The organism is Cellulosimicrobium cellulans (assembly GCF_001722485.1).
GTDB classification, from domain to species: Bacteria; Actinomycetota; Actinomycetes; order Actinomycetales; family Cellulomonadaceae; genus Cellulosimicrobium; species Cellulosimicrobium cellulans_A.
This window is the reverse complement of the sequence record NZ_LWGL01000030.1, coordinates 1-16,931: the sequence shown is the minus strand read 5'-3', so window position 1 is coordinate 16,931 and position 16,931 is coordinate 1. Positions and strand designations below refer to the sequence as shown.

Below are 16,931 nucleotides of genomic sequence, written 5' to 3'. Positions count from 1 at the left end.
CTGGGGCTAGTTCTCGAGGACGCGGACGGTGGCAGCGACGTCGCTGTCCGCCGCCGAGCCCGCCGCTGGACCCGTCGACAGGACGGCGGCGACCTCGGGCGGCACGGGGTAGGGGTCGGTGACGGCGTCACCGGGCCCCTGGTAGCGGGCGGCGCCGACGACGACGCCCAGGAGGGCGAGGTCGACGCCGACCCAGACGAGCGAGAGGACGGTCGCGGCGTCGGACGCCTCGCCGGCGAGGGCGTGCTGGACCCCGACGGCCGCCGCAGCGAGCAGCAGCGCGCCGGTGAGGAGCTGGACGCGCACGTGGCGGAAGCCACTGCCGGTGGACTGCTTGGTCTTCGCCGTGACGGCGAAGGTCAGGTGCCGGCGCAGGAACACGGCGGCCGCGCCGGAGAGCGTCGCCGCGATCCACGTGGGAAACAGGGCGAAGGACATCTGCTGGCCGCGCCACAGCCCGCGCGCCCCGTGGCCCGACACCTGGAAGAGCAGCTGGCAGGCGGCGAAGAACGGGACGAAGTGCAGGAAGAACAGCGCGGGGTCGGCGTGCAGCGGGAAGACGCCCGTGGTGAGGAACAGGACCGGCGCGGCGAGGTACGCGACGGCGGCGAACCCGCTGAGGTAGCTCGTCATCGTCGCGAGGTACATGAGCCGCTGGGCGAGCGTGAGCCCGCTGACGGTGAGCGGGTTGTCGCCGAAGAACACCTGCATGGAGCCGGACGCCCAGCGCAGGCGCTGGGAGAGCATCGTGCGCACGTCCTCCGGCGCGAGGCCACGCACGAGGACCTCGTGGTGGTAGACGCTCGTCCACCCCATGGCGTGCAGGTGCATGGCGGTCGCCATGTCCTCCGTGATGCTCGACGTGTCGAGCGGGTGGATGGTCAGGGCCTGGTCGGTCCGCGCGACGTCGACCGCCTCGAGGACGGCGTCGAGCTCCGGCACGACGTCGTCGGGCAGGTCGGGGTGCGCGAGCAGGGCCTGGGAGAAGTCCGCACGGAGCGTGTACGTGATCTCGGAGAGCACCTCCCCGTGGCGGAACCCGTCCTCGGCGCGGCGGATCGCCGCGAGCGCGTCCTCCGCGACGGGCATCGCCGCGGGCTCGCGCACCGCGAGCTCGCCGAGGAGGTCCTGCATCCGCGAGCGGCCCGCGCGCAGGGCCTTGCGCATCCGGCCGCCCGCCGTGCGCGTGAAGCGCGTGAGGCCCAGCGCCATGAGCGCCTCGCGGCGCAGCACGGCGTTGGACCCGCAGAAGAACGCGGCGCCCCAGCCGTCCTTGCCCTGCTGGATCGGGCCGTAGAAGAGCTCGGCGTTGCTGCCCAGCGGGTCCTTGCGGGTGACGTTCCAGAAGTGCTGCGGCGTCTGGACGAACGCGACCTCCTCGTCCGTGAAGTAGCCGAGCACCCGGTCGAGGAACCGGGGCTCGGGGACCTGGTCGGCGTCCAGGATCGCGACGAGGTCGCCCGTCGTGCGGAAGAGGGCGTTGTTGACGTTGCCGGCCTTCGCGTAGCGCGGCCTGCCCTCCCACTCGGGACCGCGCGTGATGTACCCGACGCCGAGGCGGGCCGCGGCGCGCTCGAGCTCCGGGCGCGCGCCGTCGTCGAGGACCCACGTCTCGTGGGGGTAGGTCATGTCGCGGGCCGCCACGGCGGTCCGCAGCACGAGCTCCAGCGGCTCGTTGTACGTGGTCACGAAGACGTCCACGGTGAGCCCCTCGGGCGCCGGCGGCGCCGGAGGGCGACGTCTCGCGTTCCACGTCGTCAGCGCGAACAGGACCGTCTCGCCGAGGCTGTACGTCTCCGCGAGGACGAGGGGGACGGCGATCCACCACGCCTCCCACGCCACCGTGCCCGTCCAGCGCCACGTGATGTAGACCAGACCGAACGCCACCGCCACGACCGCGAGCACGCGGACCGTCGCCAACCTGCTGCCACCCATGCGCCCGAACCCTTCGCCGTTCCGACCAACGACGAGCGCGTCGTGCGGACCCGCGAGGGGACGCCCGGCGTGCTCGGGAGCGGCGGCGTCGGTGGCGTCGCGGAGATGCGCTGTGCACAGCACGTCGGCGTGCCGGTCGCGACCTCCCCCTCCCCGCCCCTGACCCCGCTGCTGCGGGGACCGGGCCGGAGGGCCGTGACGTGGCTCGAATGTAGAGGAGCGGGTGAAGGCCCACCAGGCCTGCGGACCGTCCGGAGCCAGATTTTCGACGCCGTTGCCCGAACCTGCACAGACCGGCAACGTCGTGGAAACCCCCGGCCCTCGGGAGCGGTCCGGCGTTCACCCGGTCGTCACACGACCGTGCGGTAGCATCGACGCGTCGCGACTGGCGCGTCCCGGACCTGCCTCGGCGGGTCGCGGGAGGGTGGAGAACCACCGGGGAGCGACGAGCTGTGCAGACGACGGGTCGTTCGCCTGGGCCCCGGGTCACCACCTGGTGGGTGCGTGCCCGGACGAGCCCGCACCGGAAGCCGGACCGACGACACTGCCGCAGACCGCGAGGAGACGCCATGAGCGCCCAGCCCGACAGCCCAGTCCAGAACGTCCTCGACGCCCCGCTCGCCGAGCTCGACCCGGAGATCGCCGCCGTCCTCGACGGGGAGCTCGCGCGTCAGCGCGACACGCTCGAGATGATCGCGTCGGAGAACTTCGTGCCGCGCGCGGTGCTGCAGGCGCAGGGCTCGGTGCTCACCAACAAGTACGCCGAGGGCTACCCGGGCCGCCGGTACTACGGCGGCTGCGAGCAGGTCGACGTCGCCGAGAGCCTCGCCATCGCCCGTGCCAAGGAGCTGTTCGGCGCCGAGCACGCGAACGTCCAGCCGCACTCCGGCGCGACTGCGAACGCGGCCGTGCTGCACGCGCTCATCAACAAGGGCGACAAGATCCTCGGCCTCGAGCTGGCCCACGGCGGCCACCTCACGCACGGCATGAAGATCAACTTCTCCGGCAAGCTCTACGACGTCGCCGCCTACGGGGTGGACGCGCAGACGTACCGCATCGAGATGGACGAGGTGCGCAAGCAGGCGCTCGAGACGCGTCCCGACGTCATCATCGCCGGCTGGTCCGCGTACCCGCGCCACCTCGACTTCGCCGCGTTCCGCGAGGTCGCCGACGAGGTCGGCGCCAAGCTCTGGGTCGACATGGCGCACTTCGCGGGCCTCGTGGCCGCGGGCCTGCACCCGTCGCCCGTCCCGCACGCCGACGTCGTCTCCTCGACCGTGCACAAGACGATCGGCGGCCCGCGCTCGGGCTTCATCCTCAGCAAGGAGGAGTACGCCAAGAAGATCGACTCCGCCGTGTTCCCGGGCCAGCAGGGCGGTCCGCTCATGCACGTGGTCGCGGCGAAGGCCGTGTCGTTCAAGATCGCCGGCTCCGACGACTTCCGGGACCGCCAGGAGCGCACGCTGCGCGGCGCGAGCATCATCGCCGACCGTCTCGCCCAGGCCGACGTGGCCGAGGCCGGCGTCTCCGTCCTCACGGGGGGCACCGACGTCCACCTCGTGCTCGTCGACCTGCGCCACAGCGCGCTCGACGGCCAGCAGGCCGAGGACCTCCTGCACGAGGTCGGCATCACCGTGAACCGCAACGCCGTCCCGTTCGACCCGCGCCCGCCGCGCGTGACGTCCGGCCTGCGCATCGGCACGCCCGCGCTCGCGACCCGCGGGTTCGGCGACGCCGAGTTCACCGAGGTCGCCGAGATCATCGCGACCGCGCTCCGCGACGGCTCGGCGGCGGACGTCGAGGCGCTGCGCGGCCGCGTCGAGAAGCTCACGGCCGACTTCCCGCTCTACCCGGGCCTCCAGCAGTGACCGCTCAGGTCCTCGACGGCAAGGCCACCGCGGCCACCATCAAGGCCGAGCTCCGGGACCGCGTCGCCGCCCTGCGCGAGCGGGGCGTCGTCCCGGGGCTGGGCACGGTGCTCGTCGGGGAGGACCCGGGCTCGGTGTCCTACGTCGCCGGCAAGCACCGCGACTGCGCGGAGGTCGGGATCGCGTCGATCCGCGAGGACCTGCCCGCGGACGCGACGCAGGCCGACGTCGAGGCCGCGATCGACCGCCTCAACGCCGACCCGGCGTGCACCGGCTACATCGTGCAGCTCCCGCTGCCGAAGGGCGTCGACACGAACGCCGTGCTCGAGCGCATCGACCCGGCCAAGGACGCCGACGGCCTGCACCCGACGAACCTCGGGCGCCTCGTGCTGCGCGTCAACGAGCCGATCACGTCGCCGCTGCCGTGCACCCCGGCGGGCATCGTCGAGCTCGTGCAGCGGCACGGCATCGACCTCGCGGGCAAGGACGTCGTCGTCGTCGGGCGCGGCACGACCGTGGGCCGGTCCATCGGGCTGCTCCTCACGCGCCGCGACATCAACGCGACCGTCACGCTGACCCACACGGGCACGCGCGACGTCGTCCAGCACCTGCGCGGCGCCGACGTGATCGTCGCCGCGGCGGGCGTCGCAGGCTTCGTCAAGCCCGAGCACGTCAAGCCGGGCGCTGTCGTGCTCGACGTCGGCGTGAGCCGCGTCGTCGAGCCCGAGACCGGGAAGGCGCGCCTGCGCGGCGACGTCGACCCTGCCGTCGCCGAGGTCGCGGGCTGGCTCTCGCCCAACCCCGGCGGCGTCGGCCCGATGACGCGCGCCATGCTGCTCGCGAACGTCGTCGACACCGCGGAGCGCGCGCTCGCCTGAGCGAGCGCCCGGCCGGCCGGGACGGTGGCGTCGCCGACGTGAGCGGCGCCCCCGTCCCGCCCGGTCCCGCGGTGCCCACGGCGTGGGCGGGCCATGATGGGATGTCCCGGTGCTGACGATCGCCACCGCCAACGTGAACGGGATCCGCGCCGCTGTCCGCCGGGGCATGGACGCGTGGATCGCCTCCCGCACCCCCGACGTGCTGCTGCTCCAGGAGGTGCGCGCGCCCGACTCCGTCGTGCACGAGCTGCTCGACGGGTGGCACATCGCGCACCAGGCGTGCGACATCAAGGGCCGCGCCGGCGTCGCGGTCGCCTCGCGCCTCCCCGTGCACGCCGTGCGCGTCGGGCTCGGCGCGGGCGAGCCGGAGTCGCCGGTCGACACCGGGCGCTGGGTCGAGGCCGACGTCGAGCTGCCCGACGGGACGGTCGTCACCGTCGTGTCCGCCTACATCCACTCCGGCACCGTGTCCCAGCCCGAGACGATGGTGCAGAAGTACGCCTACCTGGAGAAGGTCACGGCGCGCCTGCGCGAGCTCACGACCGACGGCCGCCTCGCCGTCCTCGCGGGCGACCTCAACATCGCCCACCGCAACGCCGACATCAAGAACTGGAAGGGCAACCTCAAGAGCGCCGGCTTCCTGCCCGAGGAGCGCGCCTACGTCGACACGTGGCTCGACGACGTCGGCCTCGTCGACCTCGGCCGCGTGCACGGCGGCGAGGGCCCCGGCCCGTTCACGTGGTGGTCGTGGCGCGGACGCGCGTTCGACAACGACTCCGGCTGGCGCATCGACTACCAGCTCGCGACGCCCGCCCTCGCCGAGCGCGCGGTCAAGGTCGAGGTCGACCGGGCGCCGTCGCACACCGAGCGGTGGAGCGACCACGCGCCGCTCGTGGTGACGTACGACGTCTGACCACGAACGAGACAGCCGCCCCTCCGGTCCCGACCGGAGGGGCGGCTGTCATATGCCTCAGACGACGGCGGCCGCGGGTGCCGAGGGGACGGCGAGGAGGAAGCCCGGGGCGCCGAAGCCCTCGCGCTCGAAGGCCGCGCGGACGGCGTCGGCCACGGCCTCGGCCTGGTCCGCCGCGACGAGCGCGATGGCCGAACCGCCGAACCCGCCGCCCGTCATGCGGGCGCCCAGCGCGCCGGCGACGCGCGCGGCCTCCACGGCGACGTCGAGCTCGACGCTCGACACCTCGTAGTCGTCGCGCAGCGACGCGTGCGAGGCGTTCATCGCGGGGCCGATCTCGTCGACGCGGCCCTCGCGCAGCAGCGCGACGAGCTCGCGCACCCGGCCGACCTCGGTGACGACGTGGCGCACGCGACGGCGCGAGACGTCGTCGGGCAGCTTGTCGAGCGCGACGTCGAGCGCGCCCGCCGGGTCGTCCGACGCGGCGACCGTGTCGGCCAGCTCGCGCAGCGAGGACAGCCCGAGCGTGTGCGCCGCGGCCTCGCACGTGTCGCGGCGCTGGGCGTACTGCCCGTCGACGAGCTGGTGCTCGGCGCGCGTGTCCATGACGAGCACGGCGAGGCCGGCGGCCTCGAGGTCGAACGGCACCTGCTCCACGGCCTCCGTCGGGTCGAGCCCCGGACGGCAGTCGAGCAGCAGCGCGTGGCCGACCTGGGCGCGCAGCGACGCCGACTGGTCCATGCCGCCCGTGGGGGCGCCCGCGATCTCGTTCTCGGCCCGGATGCACGCCGCGGCGAGGGCGGCGCGGCCGGCGTCCGAGCCGGCGAGGCCGAGGCCCGCGACGTCGTCGAGCGCGACGGCGACCGCGCACTCGAGCGCCGCGGACGACGACAGGCCCGCGCCGAACGGGACGCACGAGTCGACCGCCGCGTCGAAGCCGGTGATGCCCGCGGCCTGGTCGCCGAGCTGCTCGCGCAGCGCCCACGCGACCCCGGCGACGTACGTGCCCCAGCCGGTCACGGCCCCCGGGGCGACGTCCTCGAGCCCGGCCTCCCAGACCTCGCCCGGCGCCTGCGCGGACGCGAGGCGCACGCGGGAGTCGGTGCGGGGGCGCAGCGCGACGTACGTGCGGTGAGGGAGCGCGATCGGCAGGCACAGGCCGGCGTTGTAGTCGGTGTGCTCGCCGATGAGGTTGACGCGCCCGGGCGCGCTCCACACGAGCACCGGGGAGTCGGTGCCCGCGCCGGCGTCGTCGGCGTCCTGACCCGCGGCGTCCGCCCCGAAGGCGTCCGCGAACACGGCGCGGGCGCGCGTCGCGCCGGCGTCCGTCGACCACGCGGGCACCCATCCGCGCGCAGCACCCGCGGGCGCGAGCTCCTGCAGGCGCGCGGCGATCCGCTCGGGCGTGGTGTCGCTGATCCACGCGCCCATGCCGGACTCCGACCCGGCGAGGTACTTGAGCTTCCCGGGCGCGCGCAGCACGGAGAAGACCTGCAGGTGCAGGCGCGCGAGCGTGACGTCGTCCGTGCCGCCGTCCGCGACCGAGCGGCCCTCGTGCGCGGGGGCCTGGTGCCACGCCGCGATGTACGGCAGGGGGATGGGGTTGCCGTCCGCGTCCTCGAAGAAGTGGTCGAGGCGGCGCAGCAGCTCGAGGTACGTGACCGCGAGGTCGTCGCGCTCGGCGTCGGTGAGCGCCGGCAGGTCCGGCACGTCGCGGCGCGGGGCGAGGTGGACCTCGACGGGCCAGCGCGCCGCGTACGGTACGTAGGCGACCCAGTGCTCGGTCTCGAGCACGACGCGGCGACCATCTGCGAGCTCGGAGTCGAGGACGTCGCGCAGGAGGTTGCGGCCGGTGCGCTCGTGGTGCGCGCGGGCCTGGGCGAGCATCGCGCGGGTGCGCGGCGTCACGTACGGGTAGCCGTAGATCTGCCCGTGCGGGTGGTGCAGCGTGACGCCGATCTCCTGGCCGCGGTTCTCGAAGCAGAACACCTGCTCGACGCCGGGCAGCGCGCCGAGCGCGGCCGTGCGGTCCGCCCAGGCGTCGATGATCGTGCGCACGCGCTGCGGCGGGAGCGCGCCGAACGAGGTGTGGTGGTCGCTCGAGAAGCACACGACCTCGCAGCGGCCGGCGGCGGGACCGTGGACCTGCAGGGGCGCGTCCTGCACGCGCTCGTCCGGCACGCCGGGGACGCGCTGGAGCGACGGGAAGCGGTTCTCGAAGACGACGACGTCGTAGTCCGTGTCGGGGACCTCGCCGTCGGAGTAGGCGGCACCGGGCCGCGCGGGGCACAGCGGGCACGAGTCCGCGGCGGGCAGGAACGTGCGGTTCATGCGGTGCGCCGCCATGGGCACCCAGTCGCCCGTCAGCGGGTCGAGGCGCATCTCCGGGCCGGCGTAGGGGCGCTCGACGCCGTCCGGCCCGGGGACCGGGGCGAACCGGTCCGGGAGCGGGCGTGGGTCGTCGAGGCGGCGGGTGCGCTCGCCCGAGACGTACTCGGGGGAGTCGTCGAAGTAGACGATCTCTCGGCCGTCGGCGAGGTGCGACGCGGTGCGGCGCAGGTGCTGGTTCATGCGGGGGTGCAGTCCGTTCCGGAGGTCGGTCGGTGGGTCAGGCGATGACGAGCTGTTCGACGAGGTCGCGCACGCGGTCCTGCTCGTCGCGGGGCAGGGCGGCGTCGGTGACGAGCACGTCGACGTCCGCGAACGTCGCGAAGACGCGCAGGCCGGTCGTGTGCCACTTCGTGTGGTCGGCGAGGACGACGGTGCGGCCGGCGGCGTCGATGAGCGCGCGGTTCGTCGCGGCCTCGTCGACGTTCGGGGTGGTGAGGCCGACGTCGGGATCGAGGCCGTGGGCACCGAGGAAGGTCTGGTCGACGCGCAGCCCGGCGAGCGACGCCTCGGCCAGCGGGCCGACGAGCGCGTCCGACGGCGTGCGCGAGCCGCCCGTGAGGATGGTCTCGAGGCGGGGGTCGTTCGCCCGGTGCAGGGACTCGGCCACGGGCAGCGAGTTCGTGACGACGGTCAGCGGGCGCAGCGCCGGGCTGGCCGCGATCTGCGCGGCGAGCAGGTGCGTCGTCGTGCCCGCGCTGAGCGCGATCGACGAGCTCGGGGCGATGAGCCGCGCGGCGGCCTCGGCGATCGCGCGCTTCTCGCCCGCCTCGCGCGAGCTCTTGGCGGCGAAGCCCGGCTCGTGCACGGTCGTGTGGGGCGCGACGGCGCCCCCGTGGACCTTGCGCACCAGGCCCTGCTCGGCGAGCTCCAGGAGGTCGCGGCGGATCGTCATGTCCGAGACGCCGAGGTCGCGGGTCAGGTCGCCGATGCGGACCGCGCCCGTGTCGCGGATCTGGGCGAGGATCCGCTCCTGGCGCTGCGTTGCGAGCATGCCGACAGTATCGTGCAGGGCCGCCGGAAAATCCAACATGATCGAACACGACTGAACATGCCCGACGGTGCGGGTGCGCCCCGCTCCGGTTCAGTACCGGATCGCGTCGATCACCTTCACGCGCACGGCGACGAGCGCCGGCAGGAGCCCGGCGAGCGCGCCCACGCCCACCGCGGCGAGCATGCCGGTCACCGCGGCGGACACGGGGAAGCCGGGCCGGTCCTGCACGGGCGAGCCCATGAGCGCGTCGAGCGGGACGTTGTGGAGCGCGACGATCGCGACGGTCACGCCGACCGCGCCCGCGACGACGGTCGCGACGACGCTCTCCATGAGGACGGAGAAGAACACGCGGCCCGAGCTCGCGCCGAAGCTGCGGCGGATGCCGATCTCCCGGATGCGGTACCGCACCGTCACGAGCGCGATGTTCACGAGCCCGAGCCCGCCGAGCAGGAGCGCGATCGCGCTCACGCCGAGCACGACCCACCGGATCGCCCCGTCGACGACGCCCTGCCCCGGGGAGTCGAGCCGAAAGACGTCGGCCTGCACGCCGGCGAGGGCCCCGGCGACGTCGCGCCGGATCGCCTCGGTGAGCCCGTCGGCGAGCTCGTCGGGCACCCACAGCTCGAGCATGGGCGGCCCGTACATCTCGAGCGCCTCGGGAGTGACCCACGTGCCCTGCGCCTCGACCAGCGCGTAGGCGGTGGGCTCCTCGTCCTCCCACTGGTTCGGGTAGGAGCCGATCACCGTCGCGACGACCGGGTTGTCGCCGCCGATCGTCACCGTCGGGTGGTCGGCGACGCGCACGCCGCCGAGGGCGTCGAGGAACGCCTGGTTGACGACGAGGGCGGGCGACAGGCGCTCGCCGTCCGACTCGTCGAACCAGCGCCCGGACTCGACGGTGAAGCGGTGCATCGTCGCCCAGTCGACGTCGACGCCCTGGGTCTGGACCTCGCGCGTCCCGTCGGGGAACCGCACGGGCGCGGGAGAGGGGCGCAGCATCGACGTGTGCTCGACGTCGTACCGCTCGACGATCTCGTCGAACACCCGCTCGTACTCCTCGGGGGCGGGCAGCACGGACCCGCCCTCGCCCGTCGGCCACGCCGTCACCTGGAGCGTGGCGGGCCGGCCTCCCCAGCGCTCCTGCTGCTCGGCGGACACCTGGCGCAGCATCTCGCCCGCGGCGGAGATCGCGGTGATGGCGCACACGGCGACGGCGACACCGATCAGGGCCAGGAGCACCCGGACCTTGTGGATCCGCAGTTCGTCCCACGCCTCCAGCACGGCCCCGACGACGCCGGTCATGCCGCGCCGCCCTGGGCGGCGGGCACGGGCCCGACGAGCGTGCGGGCGACGTGCTCGGCCTGGTGGTCGTCGCCGCCCGGGCCGGACGACGCCGGGCCGAGCGCCGCGAGCGACCCCGCGCTGCGGGCGCTGACCGAGATGGGGGTGAGCACGCCGTCGGCGAGGCGGAACTGGCGCGCGGCGCGCGACGCGACGGCGAGGTCGTGCGTGATCGCGACGAGCGCGGACCCGTTCTCCCGGGCGATGGTGTCGAGCAGGTCCATCACCTCGGCGCCGGTGTCGACGTCGAGCGCGCCCGTCGGCTCGTCGGCGAGGATCACGCGCGGGACGCGCACGAGGGCACGGGCGATGGCGACGCGCTGCTGCTCGCCGCCCGACAGCTTCTCCGGGCGCGTGTCGAGCCGGTCGCCGAGGCCGACGCGCTCGAGCATCTCGGCCGCCAGCGTCCGGCGCTGCCAGAACTGGCGCCCACGCGCGTACAGCAGCGGGGCGACGACGTTCTCCAGCGCCGTGCGCCCCTGCAGGAGGTTGAACTGCTGGAACACGAAACCGAAGTCCGTGCCCCGGCGCCGCGCCCGGGCGCGGCCGGACAGCCGGCCGATGGGGACGCCGTCGAGGAGGTACTCGCCGTCGGTGGGCGCGTCGAGCAGGCCGAGGATGTTGAGCAGCGTCGACTTGCCCGTCCCGGAACGGCCCACGACGGCCACGTGCTCGCCGGCGTCGACCGCGAGGTCGACGCCGCGCAGGATCTCGAGCGTGCGGTCGTCGGGCAGGAGCACGGACCGGGTCACGCCGTGCAGCTCGAGGAGGCTCATCCGACGACGACCTCGCCAGGCATGCCGTCGGCCGGGGCGACGTCCTGGCCCGGCACGAACTCGAGCACCTGGTCGCCCTCCGCGAGCCCCTCGGTGATCTGGACGACCGTGCCGTCCGTGAGGCCGAGCGTGACGGTGCGCTCCTCCGGCGCGCCGTCCTCGCCGACCACCCAGACCTTGCCCTGCTCCACCCGGCCGAGGACCGCCGTGACCGGGAGCACGAGCGCCCCCTGCGCCGTGCCGGCCGTGATCTCCATCTCGGCGGCGAGCCCGGCGAAGACGGTGACGTCGCCCGGCACCGCGCACGTGATGCCGGCGGACGTCGTGCCGCCCGCAGCCGCGGGGTCGCCGCCCTCGGCGTCGGGCGCGGCGGCGGCCGCGGCGCCCATGCGCAGGTTCGTGCACGTGAACGGCGCCGGCCCCCCCGTGACGGTCACCGTCGCCTCGCCGGGGATCTGCAGGAGGCGGAACTGCTGCTCGGCCACCATGCTGCCGGTCACCGAGAGCGTCCCGGGGGAGATCGTCGCGAAGTCGTCGCCGACGGCCACCTCCTGGTCCTCCAGCGCCGTGAACGTCGCGACCGTGCCGCCCGTCGTCGCGGTGACGGTCTCGCGCGTGACCTTCGGGCGCCGCTCGGTGATGGTCACCTCCCCGGTCTCCGGGTCGGTCCGCTCGAGCGGCTCCTGCGGCTCGGTGAGCGTCACCTCGAGCAGCGGGGCACCGGCGTCGACGACGTCGCCGACCTTCGCGCGCACCGCCGTCACGGTGCCGCGCTGGGTCACCTTCTGCGGCGCCGCGGGGTCCGCGACGACCTGGCCGGCGACGGTCACGGTGTTCGTGACGTCGGCGGTCGTCACCGCGACCTGCGGGTCGACGAGCTGCGCCGACGGCACGGTCGGGTCGGCGGGCGCCTCGGGCGCCGAGCGGAAGGCGATGACGGCGAGCGACACCGCGATCACCCCCCACACGACGAGGCGCAGGGCGGGGAAGACTATCCGGCGGGTGATTCCCACGGCGGGCTCCTGGGGACGGGCGGCGGTGCGGGTGCGTCCGCCCGGAGCACGGTGGTGCCGGTCGCGGCACCGTCACCGGCCGGTGAAGGCCGTCCCCCTGGCGAGTCGCCCGGAGACTACACCGATCGGGAGAAAAGGGACAGGATGAACTTCGCGTCAGACGACGGTGACGCCCAGCGACCTGCCGGCGAGCCCGCGGGGGCGGCGGGAGAGTCCGCGCGCGACGTCGCGCAGCGCGACGGCGGCCGGCGACTCCGGGTCGGCGAGCACCACCGGGGTGCCGCCGTCGCCGGCCTCGCGCAACGACACGTCGAGCGGGACCTGGCCGAGGAGGGGGACCGCGGTGCCGACGGCGCGGGACAGGTTCGCCGCGACGCGCTCGCCGCCGCCCGCGCCGAACAGCTCGAGCCGGGACCCGTCGGGCTGCTCGAGCCACGACATGTTCTCCACCACGCCGACGACGCCCTGCTGCGTCTGCGTCGCGACGGACCCGGCGCGCTCCGCGACCTCGGCGGCGGCCACCTGGGGCGTCGTGACGACGACGATCTCGCTGCCGGGCAGGAGCTGGGCGACGGAGATCGCGATGTCGCCGGTGCCGGGCGGGAGGTCGAGCAGGAGGACGTCGAGGTCTCCCCAGTACACGTCGGCGAGGAACTGCTGGAGCGCCCGGTGCAGCATCGGCCCGCGCCAGACCACCGGCTGACCGGCGGGCACGAACATGCCGATCGACACGACCTTGACCCCGTGGGACACGGGCGGCAGCAGCATGTTGTCGACGCGCGTGGGCTGGCGGTCGACGCCGAGCATGCGGGGGATCGAGAACCCGTAGATGTCCGCGTCCACGACGCCGACGGACAGCCCGTCCGCGGCGAGCGCGACGGCGAGGTTGGCGGTCACCGAGGACTTGCCGACGCCGCCCTTGCCCGAAGCGACCGCGTACACACGCGTGAGGGAGTCCGGCTTCGCGAACGGGATCTCCGGCTCGCCGACGCCCCCGCGCAGCATCGTGCGCAGCTCCGCCCGCTGCTCCGCGGTCATGACGCCGAGATCCACCGCGACGTCGCCCACGCCGTCGACCGCGCGCACGGCGGCCGTGACGTCGCGCGCGAGCGTGTCGCGCATGGGGCACGTCGCGACGGTGAGGTCGATGCCGACGGTGACGGGCGCACCCGCGGCGCCCGGAGGACCCACGGCGACGGAGCGCACCATGCCCAGGTCCGTGACCGGGCGCCGGATCTCCGGGTCGAGGACCGTGGTGAGCGCCGCGCGGACGGCCTGCTCGAGCGGGGCGGTAGGGGCGTCGGGCATGCGTCCATCGTAGGCGGGCGGGTGTCTCGGGAAGGCGGGCGGGTGTCTCAGCCCCGTACTACGTTGCCTGCATGGACGCCCTGGAGTCCCTCGAGCGCGACAGCGAGCTGTTCGGCGACGCGGCGCGCAGCGCTCCGCCGGACGCCCGCGTGCCGTCCTGTCACGAGTGGACGGGCGCGGACCTCCTGTACCACCTGGCGGAGGTGCAGGACTTCTGGGCGCGCGTCGTCGGGCCCGCGCCGGGCGAGGGGCTCGCGGGCGACGACGTGCCGCCGCTCCCGCGCCCCGGCTCCGACGCCGAGCTCCCGGCGCTGCTCCAGCGCTCGACGAGCCGCCTGGTCGCGGCGCTGCGCGGGCGCGACCCGGACGAGCCGTGCTGGTCCTGGCACGAGGAGGGCCGTCGCGTGGGCTGGGTGCTGCGACGCCAGGCGCACGAGGCGCTCGTGCACCGCGCCGACGCCGAGCTGACCGCGGGCCGGGACGTGACGCCCGCCGACGCCGAGGTCGCGGCGGACGGCGTGGACGAGGTGCTGTCCGTCATGGTGGACGGCGTGCCCGGCTGGGGCGTCTTCACGCCCGACGGCGCGACGATCTCCGTCGCCGTCGACGGCCCGGGGGAGACACCGCGCAGCTGGACGCTGGCCTTCGGCCGCTTCACGGGGACGGGGCCGGAGTCGGGCACGGCGTACGACCTCGACGCCGCCCAGATCGTCGACCTGCCCGGGTCGACCGCGGCCCAGGTCGCCGGCCCGGCGTGGGCGCTCGACCTGTGGCTCTGGGGCCGCGGCGGGACCGACGGGCTCACCGTCGAGGGCGACCCGTCGCTCGTCGACCGGCTCCGCCGGGTCGCGGCCGAGGGGACGCAGTAGGGAGGGACGCGCGCGGAGGTCAGTCGCGCGCAGTCTCCTCGTCGGCGGCCGGCCGCGCCGACTTCTCCTCGAGCTCCTCGAGGAGGTTGCGGATCTCGGAGCGGACGAAGTCGCGCGTCGCCACCTCGTTGAGCGCCAGGCGCAGGGCCGCCATCTCGCGGGCGAGGTACTCGGTGTCCGCGAGGTTGCGCTCGGCGCGCTGGCGGTCCTGCTCGGCGGTCACGCGGTCGCGGTCGTCCTGGCGGTTCTGCGCGAGGAGGATGAGCGGCGCGGCGTACGACGCCTGGAGCGACAGCATGAGCGTGAGGGCGGTGAACCCGAACTCGGCGGAGTCGAACCGCAGTCCCTCCGGGCCCCACGAGTTCCAGAGGATCCAGGCCGCGCAGAACGCCGTCAGGTAGACGAGGAACCGCGGCGTCCCGAGGAACCGGGCAATGCCTTCGGTCGCGCGGCCCACCGCGTCCTGGTCGACGCGGTAGCGCGGCAGGAGCGTGCGCCGGGCGGACTTCGGCGTGTCGAGACGGTCAGCCACGGGTCACCTCCGTCCGGGCCGGAGCGCCGGTGCGCGGGTCCTCCGGCCGTCGTTCGACCTCGACCTCGTCGGTCTCGCGCCAGTCCTCGGGGAGCATGTGGTCGAGCACGTCGTCCACGCTGATCGCCCCGAGCAGGCGGCGCTCCGGATCGAGCACGGGCACGCACAGCAGGTCGTACGTCGCGAGGATGCGGGTCACGCGCCCGAGCGGCACGTCGGGCGCGACACCCTCCACGTCGGTGTCGAGCACCGACCCGACGGCGGCGTGCGGGGGTTCGCGCAGCAGCCGTTGGAAGTGCGCGACCCCGAGGAACCGGCCTGTCGGCGTCTCGAGCGGCGGCCGCACGACGAACACCATGGACGCGAGCGCGGGCGCGAGGTCCTTGCGCCGGATCTGGGCGAGCGCGGCGGCGATCGGGGTCTCCGGCCCCAGGACGACCGGCTCCGTCGTCATGAGGCCGCCCGCCGTGTCCTCGCCGTACGCGAGCAGCCGTCGCACGTCGCGCGCCTCGTCGGGCTCCATGAGCTCCAGGAGCTGCGCGGCCTGCGCCTCGGGAAGCTCGTGCAGGAGGTCGGCCGCGTCGTCGGGCTGCATGGCCCCGAGGACGTCGGCCGCGCGGTCCGTGTCGAGGCCGGACAGGATCGCGACCTGGTCGTCCTCCGGCAGCTCCTCGAGCACGTCGGCCAGGCGCTCGTTGTCGAGCGCGCCCGCGACCTCGAGGCGCCGTGTCTCGCCGAGGTCGTGGATGACGTCGGCGAGGTCGGCCGGCTTGAGCTCGTCGTAGGCGGCGAGCAGCATCGCGGCGCCCTGCGCCTGCGACGTCCCGGTGAGCCCCGTGACCGCGTCGACGTCCACGACGACCGCGTCGCCGCGACGGCGCAGCCGCAGCGTGCCCTTCTGCTCGGCCGACCGGCGCACGTAGAGCTTCGTCACGAGCCAGTCGCCCGTGCGCTGGCGCTCGATCGCGAGGTCCTCGACCGTCCCCGACCCGCTGCCGTCGACGAACTCGACGCGGCGCTCGAGGAGCTCGCTCACCGCGAGCGACTCGAGCGCCCGCTGCTCGAAGCGCCGCATGTTCACCAGGCCGGTCGAGATCACCTGCCCGGCGTCGATGCTCGTGACGCGCGTGAGGGGCAGGAACACCCGGCGCCGTCCCGGCACCTCGACGACGAGGCCCACGGCGCGCGGCGCGCCCTTGGGCCGCAGCAGCACGACGACGTCCCGCACCCGCCCGACCTGGTCCCCGATCGGGTCGAACACGGCGGTGCCCGCGAGCCGAGCGACGAAGACGGTGGTGGCAGCACTCACGCGGTCAGCCTACGCACCCGCGAGCGGCGGCGCGCTGCCGGTCCGGGCGGCGCGCCGTCCGGCCGCGGCACTCCGTGGCGCCCCGGGGCGGAGTAGGACAGACTGGGCGAATGAGCATGACGCGTCAGAACGCCGCTCCCCGTGTGCCCACGCCGCCGCGCGGCGAGGAGATCGCGTCCTACGGGACCTACCTCGAGGCCCAGAAGGCCGTCGACTACCTGTCGGACAACAAGTTCGCCGTCGAGGTCGTCACCATCGTCGGCACCGACCTGCGCATGGTCGAGCGCGTCACCGGCCGCCTCACCTACGGCCGCGTGGCGCTCGCGGGCGCGGCGTCGGGCGCCTGGTTCGGCCTGTTCGTGGGCCTGCTGCTCTTCATGTTCTCCGAGCAGGGCGGCTACGTGCTCACCGGCCTGGGCATCGGCGCCGGATTCGGCCTGCTGTTCTCCGTGCTGTCCTACGCGCTGACGCAGGGCCGCCGCGACTTCACGTCGCAGAGCCAGATCGTCGCCTCGGCGTACGCGATCCTGTGCGCGCCCGAGCGCGCGGGCGAGGCGCGCCAGCTGCTGTCCCGCATGCCCGACGGCGCGGGCGGGGTCCGCACGCCGGCCGCGCCCGCGAACCCGACGTGGGGCACGCCCCAGGCCCCGCAGACGCCGCCCGCCCCGACCGCCCCGCAGGCGGGTCAGGGCGCGCCCACCCCGCCGCCGGCACGGACCCCGGACCCCCGCTGGACGACGCCCACCGGCCAGCCGCGCTACGGCGCGATGCGGCCGACGTCGGACGCGTCGGCGAACCCGGCCGCAC

Annotated in this window: 13 protein-coding genes, 2 pseudogenes and 1 riboswitch; of the genes and pseudogenes, 5 read left to right on the top strand and 10 right to left on the bottom strand. The window is 74.7% G+C overall.

Annotation, left to right across the window (positions count from 1 at the left end; translation table 11 throughout):
- Positions 1-6: 6 nt before the first annotated feature.
- Positions 7-1,935 carry a glycosyltransferase gene (locus tag JZ5iCDA_RS05630; RefSeq protein WP_069386276.1) on the bottom strand — a complete coding sequence of 643 codons (1,929 nt, stop codon included), beginning with the start codon at positions 1,933-1,935 and terminating at the stop codon, positions 7-9.
- Positions 1,936-2,306: 371 nt separating this feature from the next.
- Positions 2,307-2,422: riboswitch (ZMP/ZTP riboswitch) on the top strand.
- A gap of 82 nt (positions 2,423-2,504) precedes the next feature.
- Between JZ5iCDA_RS05630 and glyA the strand changes: the two genes are divergently transcribed.
- The 3 genes from glyA (at position 2,505) to JZ5iCDA_RS05615 (ending at position 5,594) form a co-directional block, all read left to right on the top strand.
- Positions 2,505-3,803 carry a serine hydroxymethyltransferase gene (glyA, locus tag JZ5iCDA_RS05625; RefSeq protein WP_069386269.1) on the top strand — a complete coding sequence of 433 codons (1,299 nt, stop codon included), beginning with the start codon at positions 2,505-2,507 and terminating at the stop codon, positions 3,801-3,803.
- Complete coding sequence (locus tag JZ5iCDA_RS05620; protein WP_069386268.1) at positions 3,800-4,681, top strand: bifunctional methylenetetrahydrofolate dehydrogenase/methenyltetrahydrofolate cyclohydrolase; 882 nt, start codon at positions 3,800-3,802, stop codon at positions 4,679-4,681. Before glyA ends, JZ5iCDA_RS05620 begins: the two co-directional genes overlap by 4 nt.
- A 109-nt stretch (positions 4,682-4,790) precedes the next feature.
- A complete protein-coding gene (locus tag JZ5iCDA_RS05615; RefSeq protein WP_069386267.1) occupies positions 4,791-5,594 on the top strand; it encodes an exodeoxyribonuclease III in 804 nt (267 codons plus the stop codon).
- A 57-nt stretch (positions 5,595-5,651) separates the two neighbouring features.
- Here JZ5iCDA_RS05615 and galK read toward each other — a convergent pair.
- The 7 genes and pseudogenes from galK to JZ5iCDA_RS05580 form a co-directional block, all read right to left on the bottom strand.
- A pseudogene (gene galK, locus JZ5iCDA_RS19355) lies at positions 5,652-6,815 on the bottom strand (galactokinase); the annotation flags it as partial.
- 147 nt (positions 6,816-6,962) lie between these two features.
- A pseudogene (galT, locus tag JZ5iCDA_RS19625) lies at positions 6,963-8,165 on the bottom strand (galactose-1-phosphate uridylyltransferase); the annotation flags it as partial.
- Positions 8,166-8,202: 37 nt separating this feature from the next.
- Positions 8,203-8,976, bottom strand: a complete 774-nt coding sequence (locus JZ5iCDA_RS05600; protein ID WP_069386266.1) for a DeoR/GlpR family DNA-binding transcription regulator — start codon at positions 8,974-8,976, stop codon at positions 8,203-8,205.
- A 90-nt stretch (positions 8,977-9,066) separates the two neighbouring features.
- Positions 9,067-10,278, bottom strand: coding sequence for an ABC transporter permease (locus JZ5iCDA_RS05595; RefSeq protein ID WP_069386265.1), 1,212 nt, complete (start codon positions 10,276-10,278; stop codon positions 9,067-9,069).
- Positions 10,275-11,093: an ABC transporter ATP-binding protein gene (locus tag JZ5iCDA_RS05590; protein WP_083259702.1), complete on the bottom strand. Its 819-nt coding sequence runs from the start codon at positions 11,091-11,093 to the stop codon at positions 10,275-10,277. The genes JZ5iCDA_RS05595 and JZ5iCDA_RS05590 overlap by 4 nt, the downstream gene beginning before the upstream one ends.
- Positions 11,090-12,106 carry a hypothetical protein gene (locus JZ5iCDA_RS05585; RefSeq protein WP_069386264.1) on the bottom strand — a complete coding sequence of 339 codons (1,017 nt, stop codon included), beginning with the start codon at positions 12,104-12,106 and terminating at the stop codon, positions 11,090-11,092. Before JZ5iCDA_RS05585 ends, JZ5iCDA_RS05590 begins: the two co-directional genes overlap by 4 nt.
- Before the next feature lie 156 nt (positions 12,107-12,262).
- The gene (locus JZ5iCDA_RS05580; RefSeq protein ID WP_069386263.1) at positions 12,263-13,414 is read right to left on the bottom strand and encodes an Mrp/NBP35 family ATP-binding protein; all 1,152 of its coding nucleotides are present in this window, start codon (positions 13,412-13,414) and stop codon (positions 12,263-12,265) included.
- Between the two features lie 71 nt (positions 13,415-13,485).
- Between JZ5iCDA_RS05580 and JZ5iCDA_RS05575 the strand changes: the two genes are divergently transcribed.
- Complete coding sequence (locus tag JZ5iCDA_RS05575; protein ID WP_069386262.1) at positions 13,486-14,283, top strand: maleylpyruvate isomerase N-terminal domain-containing protein; 798 nt, start codon at positions 13,486-13,488, stop codon at positions 14,281-14,283.
- 19 nt (positions 14,284-14,302) lie between these two features.
- On the opposite strand, the gene JZ5iCDA_RS05570 is transcribed toward JZ5iCDA_RS05575, so the two are convergent.
- Both JZ5iCDA_RS05570 and JZ5iCDA_RS05565 read right to left on the bottom strand, forming a co-directional pair.
- Entirely contained in the window at positions 14,303-14,815 is a 513-nt protein-coding gene (locus JZ5iCDA_RS05570; RefSeq protein ID WP_069386261.1) for a DUF1003 domain-containing protein, read from the bottom strand.
- Positions 14,808-16,124 (bottom strand): magnesium transporter MgtE N-terminal domain-containing protein, encoded by a 1,317-nt coding sequence (locus tag JZ5iCDA_RS05565; protein ID WP_069386260.1) that lies wholly within the window; start codon positions 16,122-16,124, stop codon positions 14,808-14,810. Before JZ5iCDA_RS05565 ends, JZ5iCDA_RS05570 begins: the two co-directional genes overlap by 8 nt.
- A gap of 110 nt (positions 16,125-16,234) precedes the next feature.
- Here JZ5iCDA_RS05565 and JZ5iCDA_RS05560 point away from each other — a divergent pair.
- The coding region (locus JZ5iCDA_RS05560; protein WP_139122969.1) for a general stress protein at positions 16,235-16,931 on the top strand (697 nt) is incomplete at its 3' end.

Bases quoted from the DNA above. Each gene is read 5' to 3' on its own strand.
- JZ5iCDA_RS05630 (WP_069386276.1), bottom strand. From the start codon at position 1,935: ATGGGTGGCAGCAGGTTGGCGACGGTCCGCGTGCTCGCGGTCGTGGCG.
- glyA (WP_069386269.1), top strand. From the start codon at position 2,505: ATGAGCGCCCAGCCCGACAGCCCAGTCCAGAACGTCCTCGACGCCCCG.
- JZ5iCDA_RS05600 (WP_069386266.1), bottom strand. From the start codon at position 8,976: ATGCTCGCAACGCAGCGCCAGGAGCGGATCCTCGCCCAGATCCGCGAC.
- JZ5iCDA_RS05595 (WP_069386265.1), bottom strand. From the start codon at position 10,278: ATGACCGGCGTCGTCGGGGCCGTGCTGGAGGCGTGGGACGAACTGCGG.
- JZ5iCDA_RS05590 (WP_083259702.1), bottom strand. From the start codon at position 11,093: ATGAGCCTCCTCGAGCTGCACGGCGTGACCCGGTCCGTGCTCCTGCCC.
- JZ5iCDA_RS05580 (WP_069386263.1), bottom strand. From the start codon at position 13,414: ATGCCCGACGCCCCTACCGCCCCGCTCGAGCAGGCCGTCCGCGCGGCG.
- JZ5iCDA_RS05575 (WP_069386262.1), top strand. From the start codon at position 13,486: ATGGACGCCCTGGAGTCCCTCGAGCGCGACAGCGAGCTGTTCGGCGAC.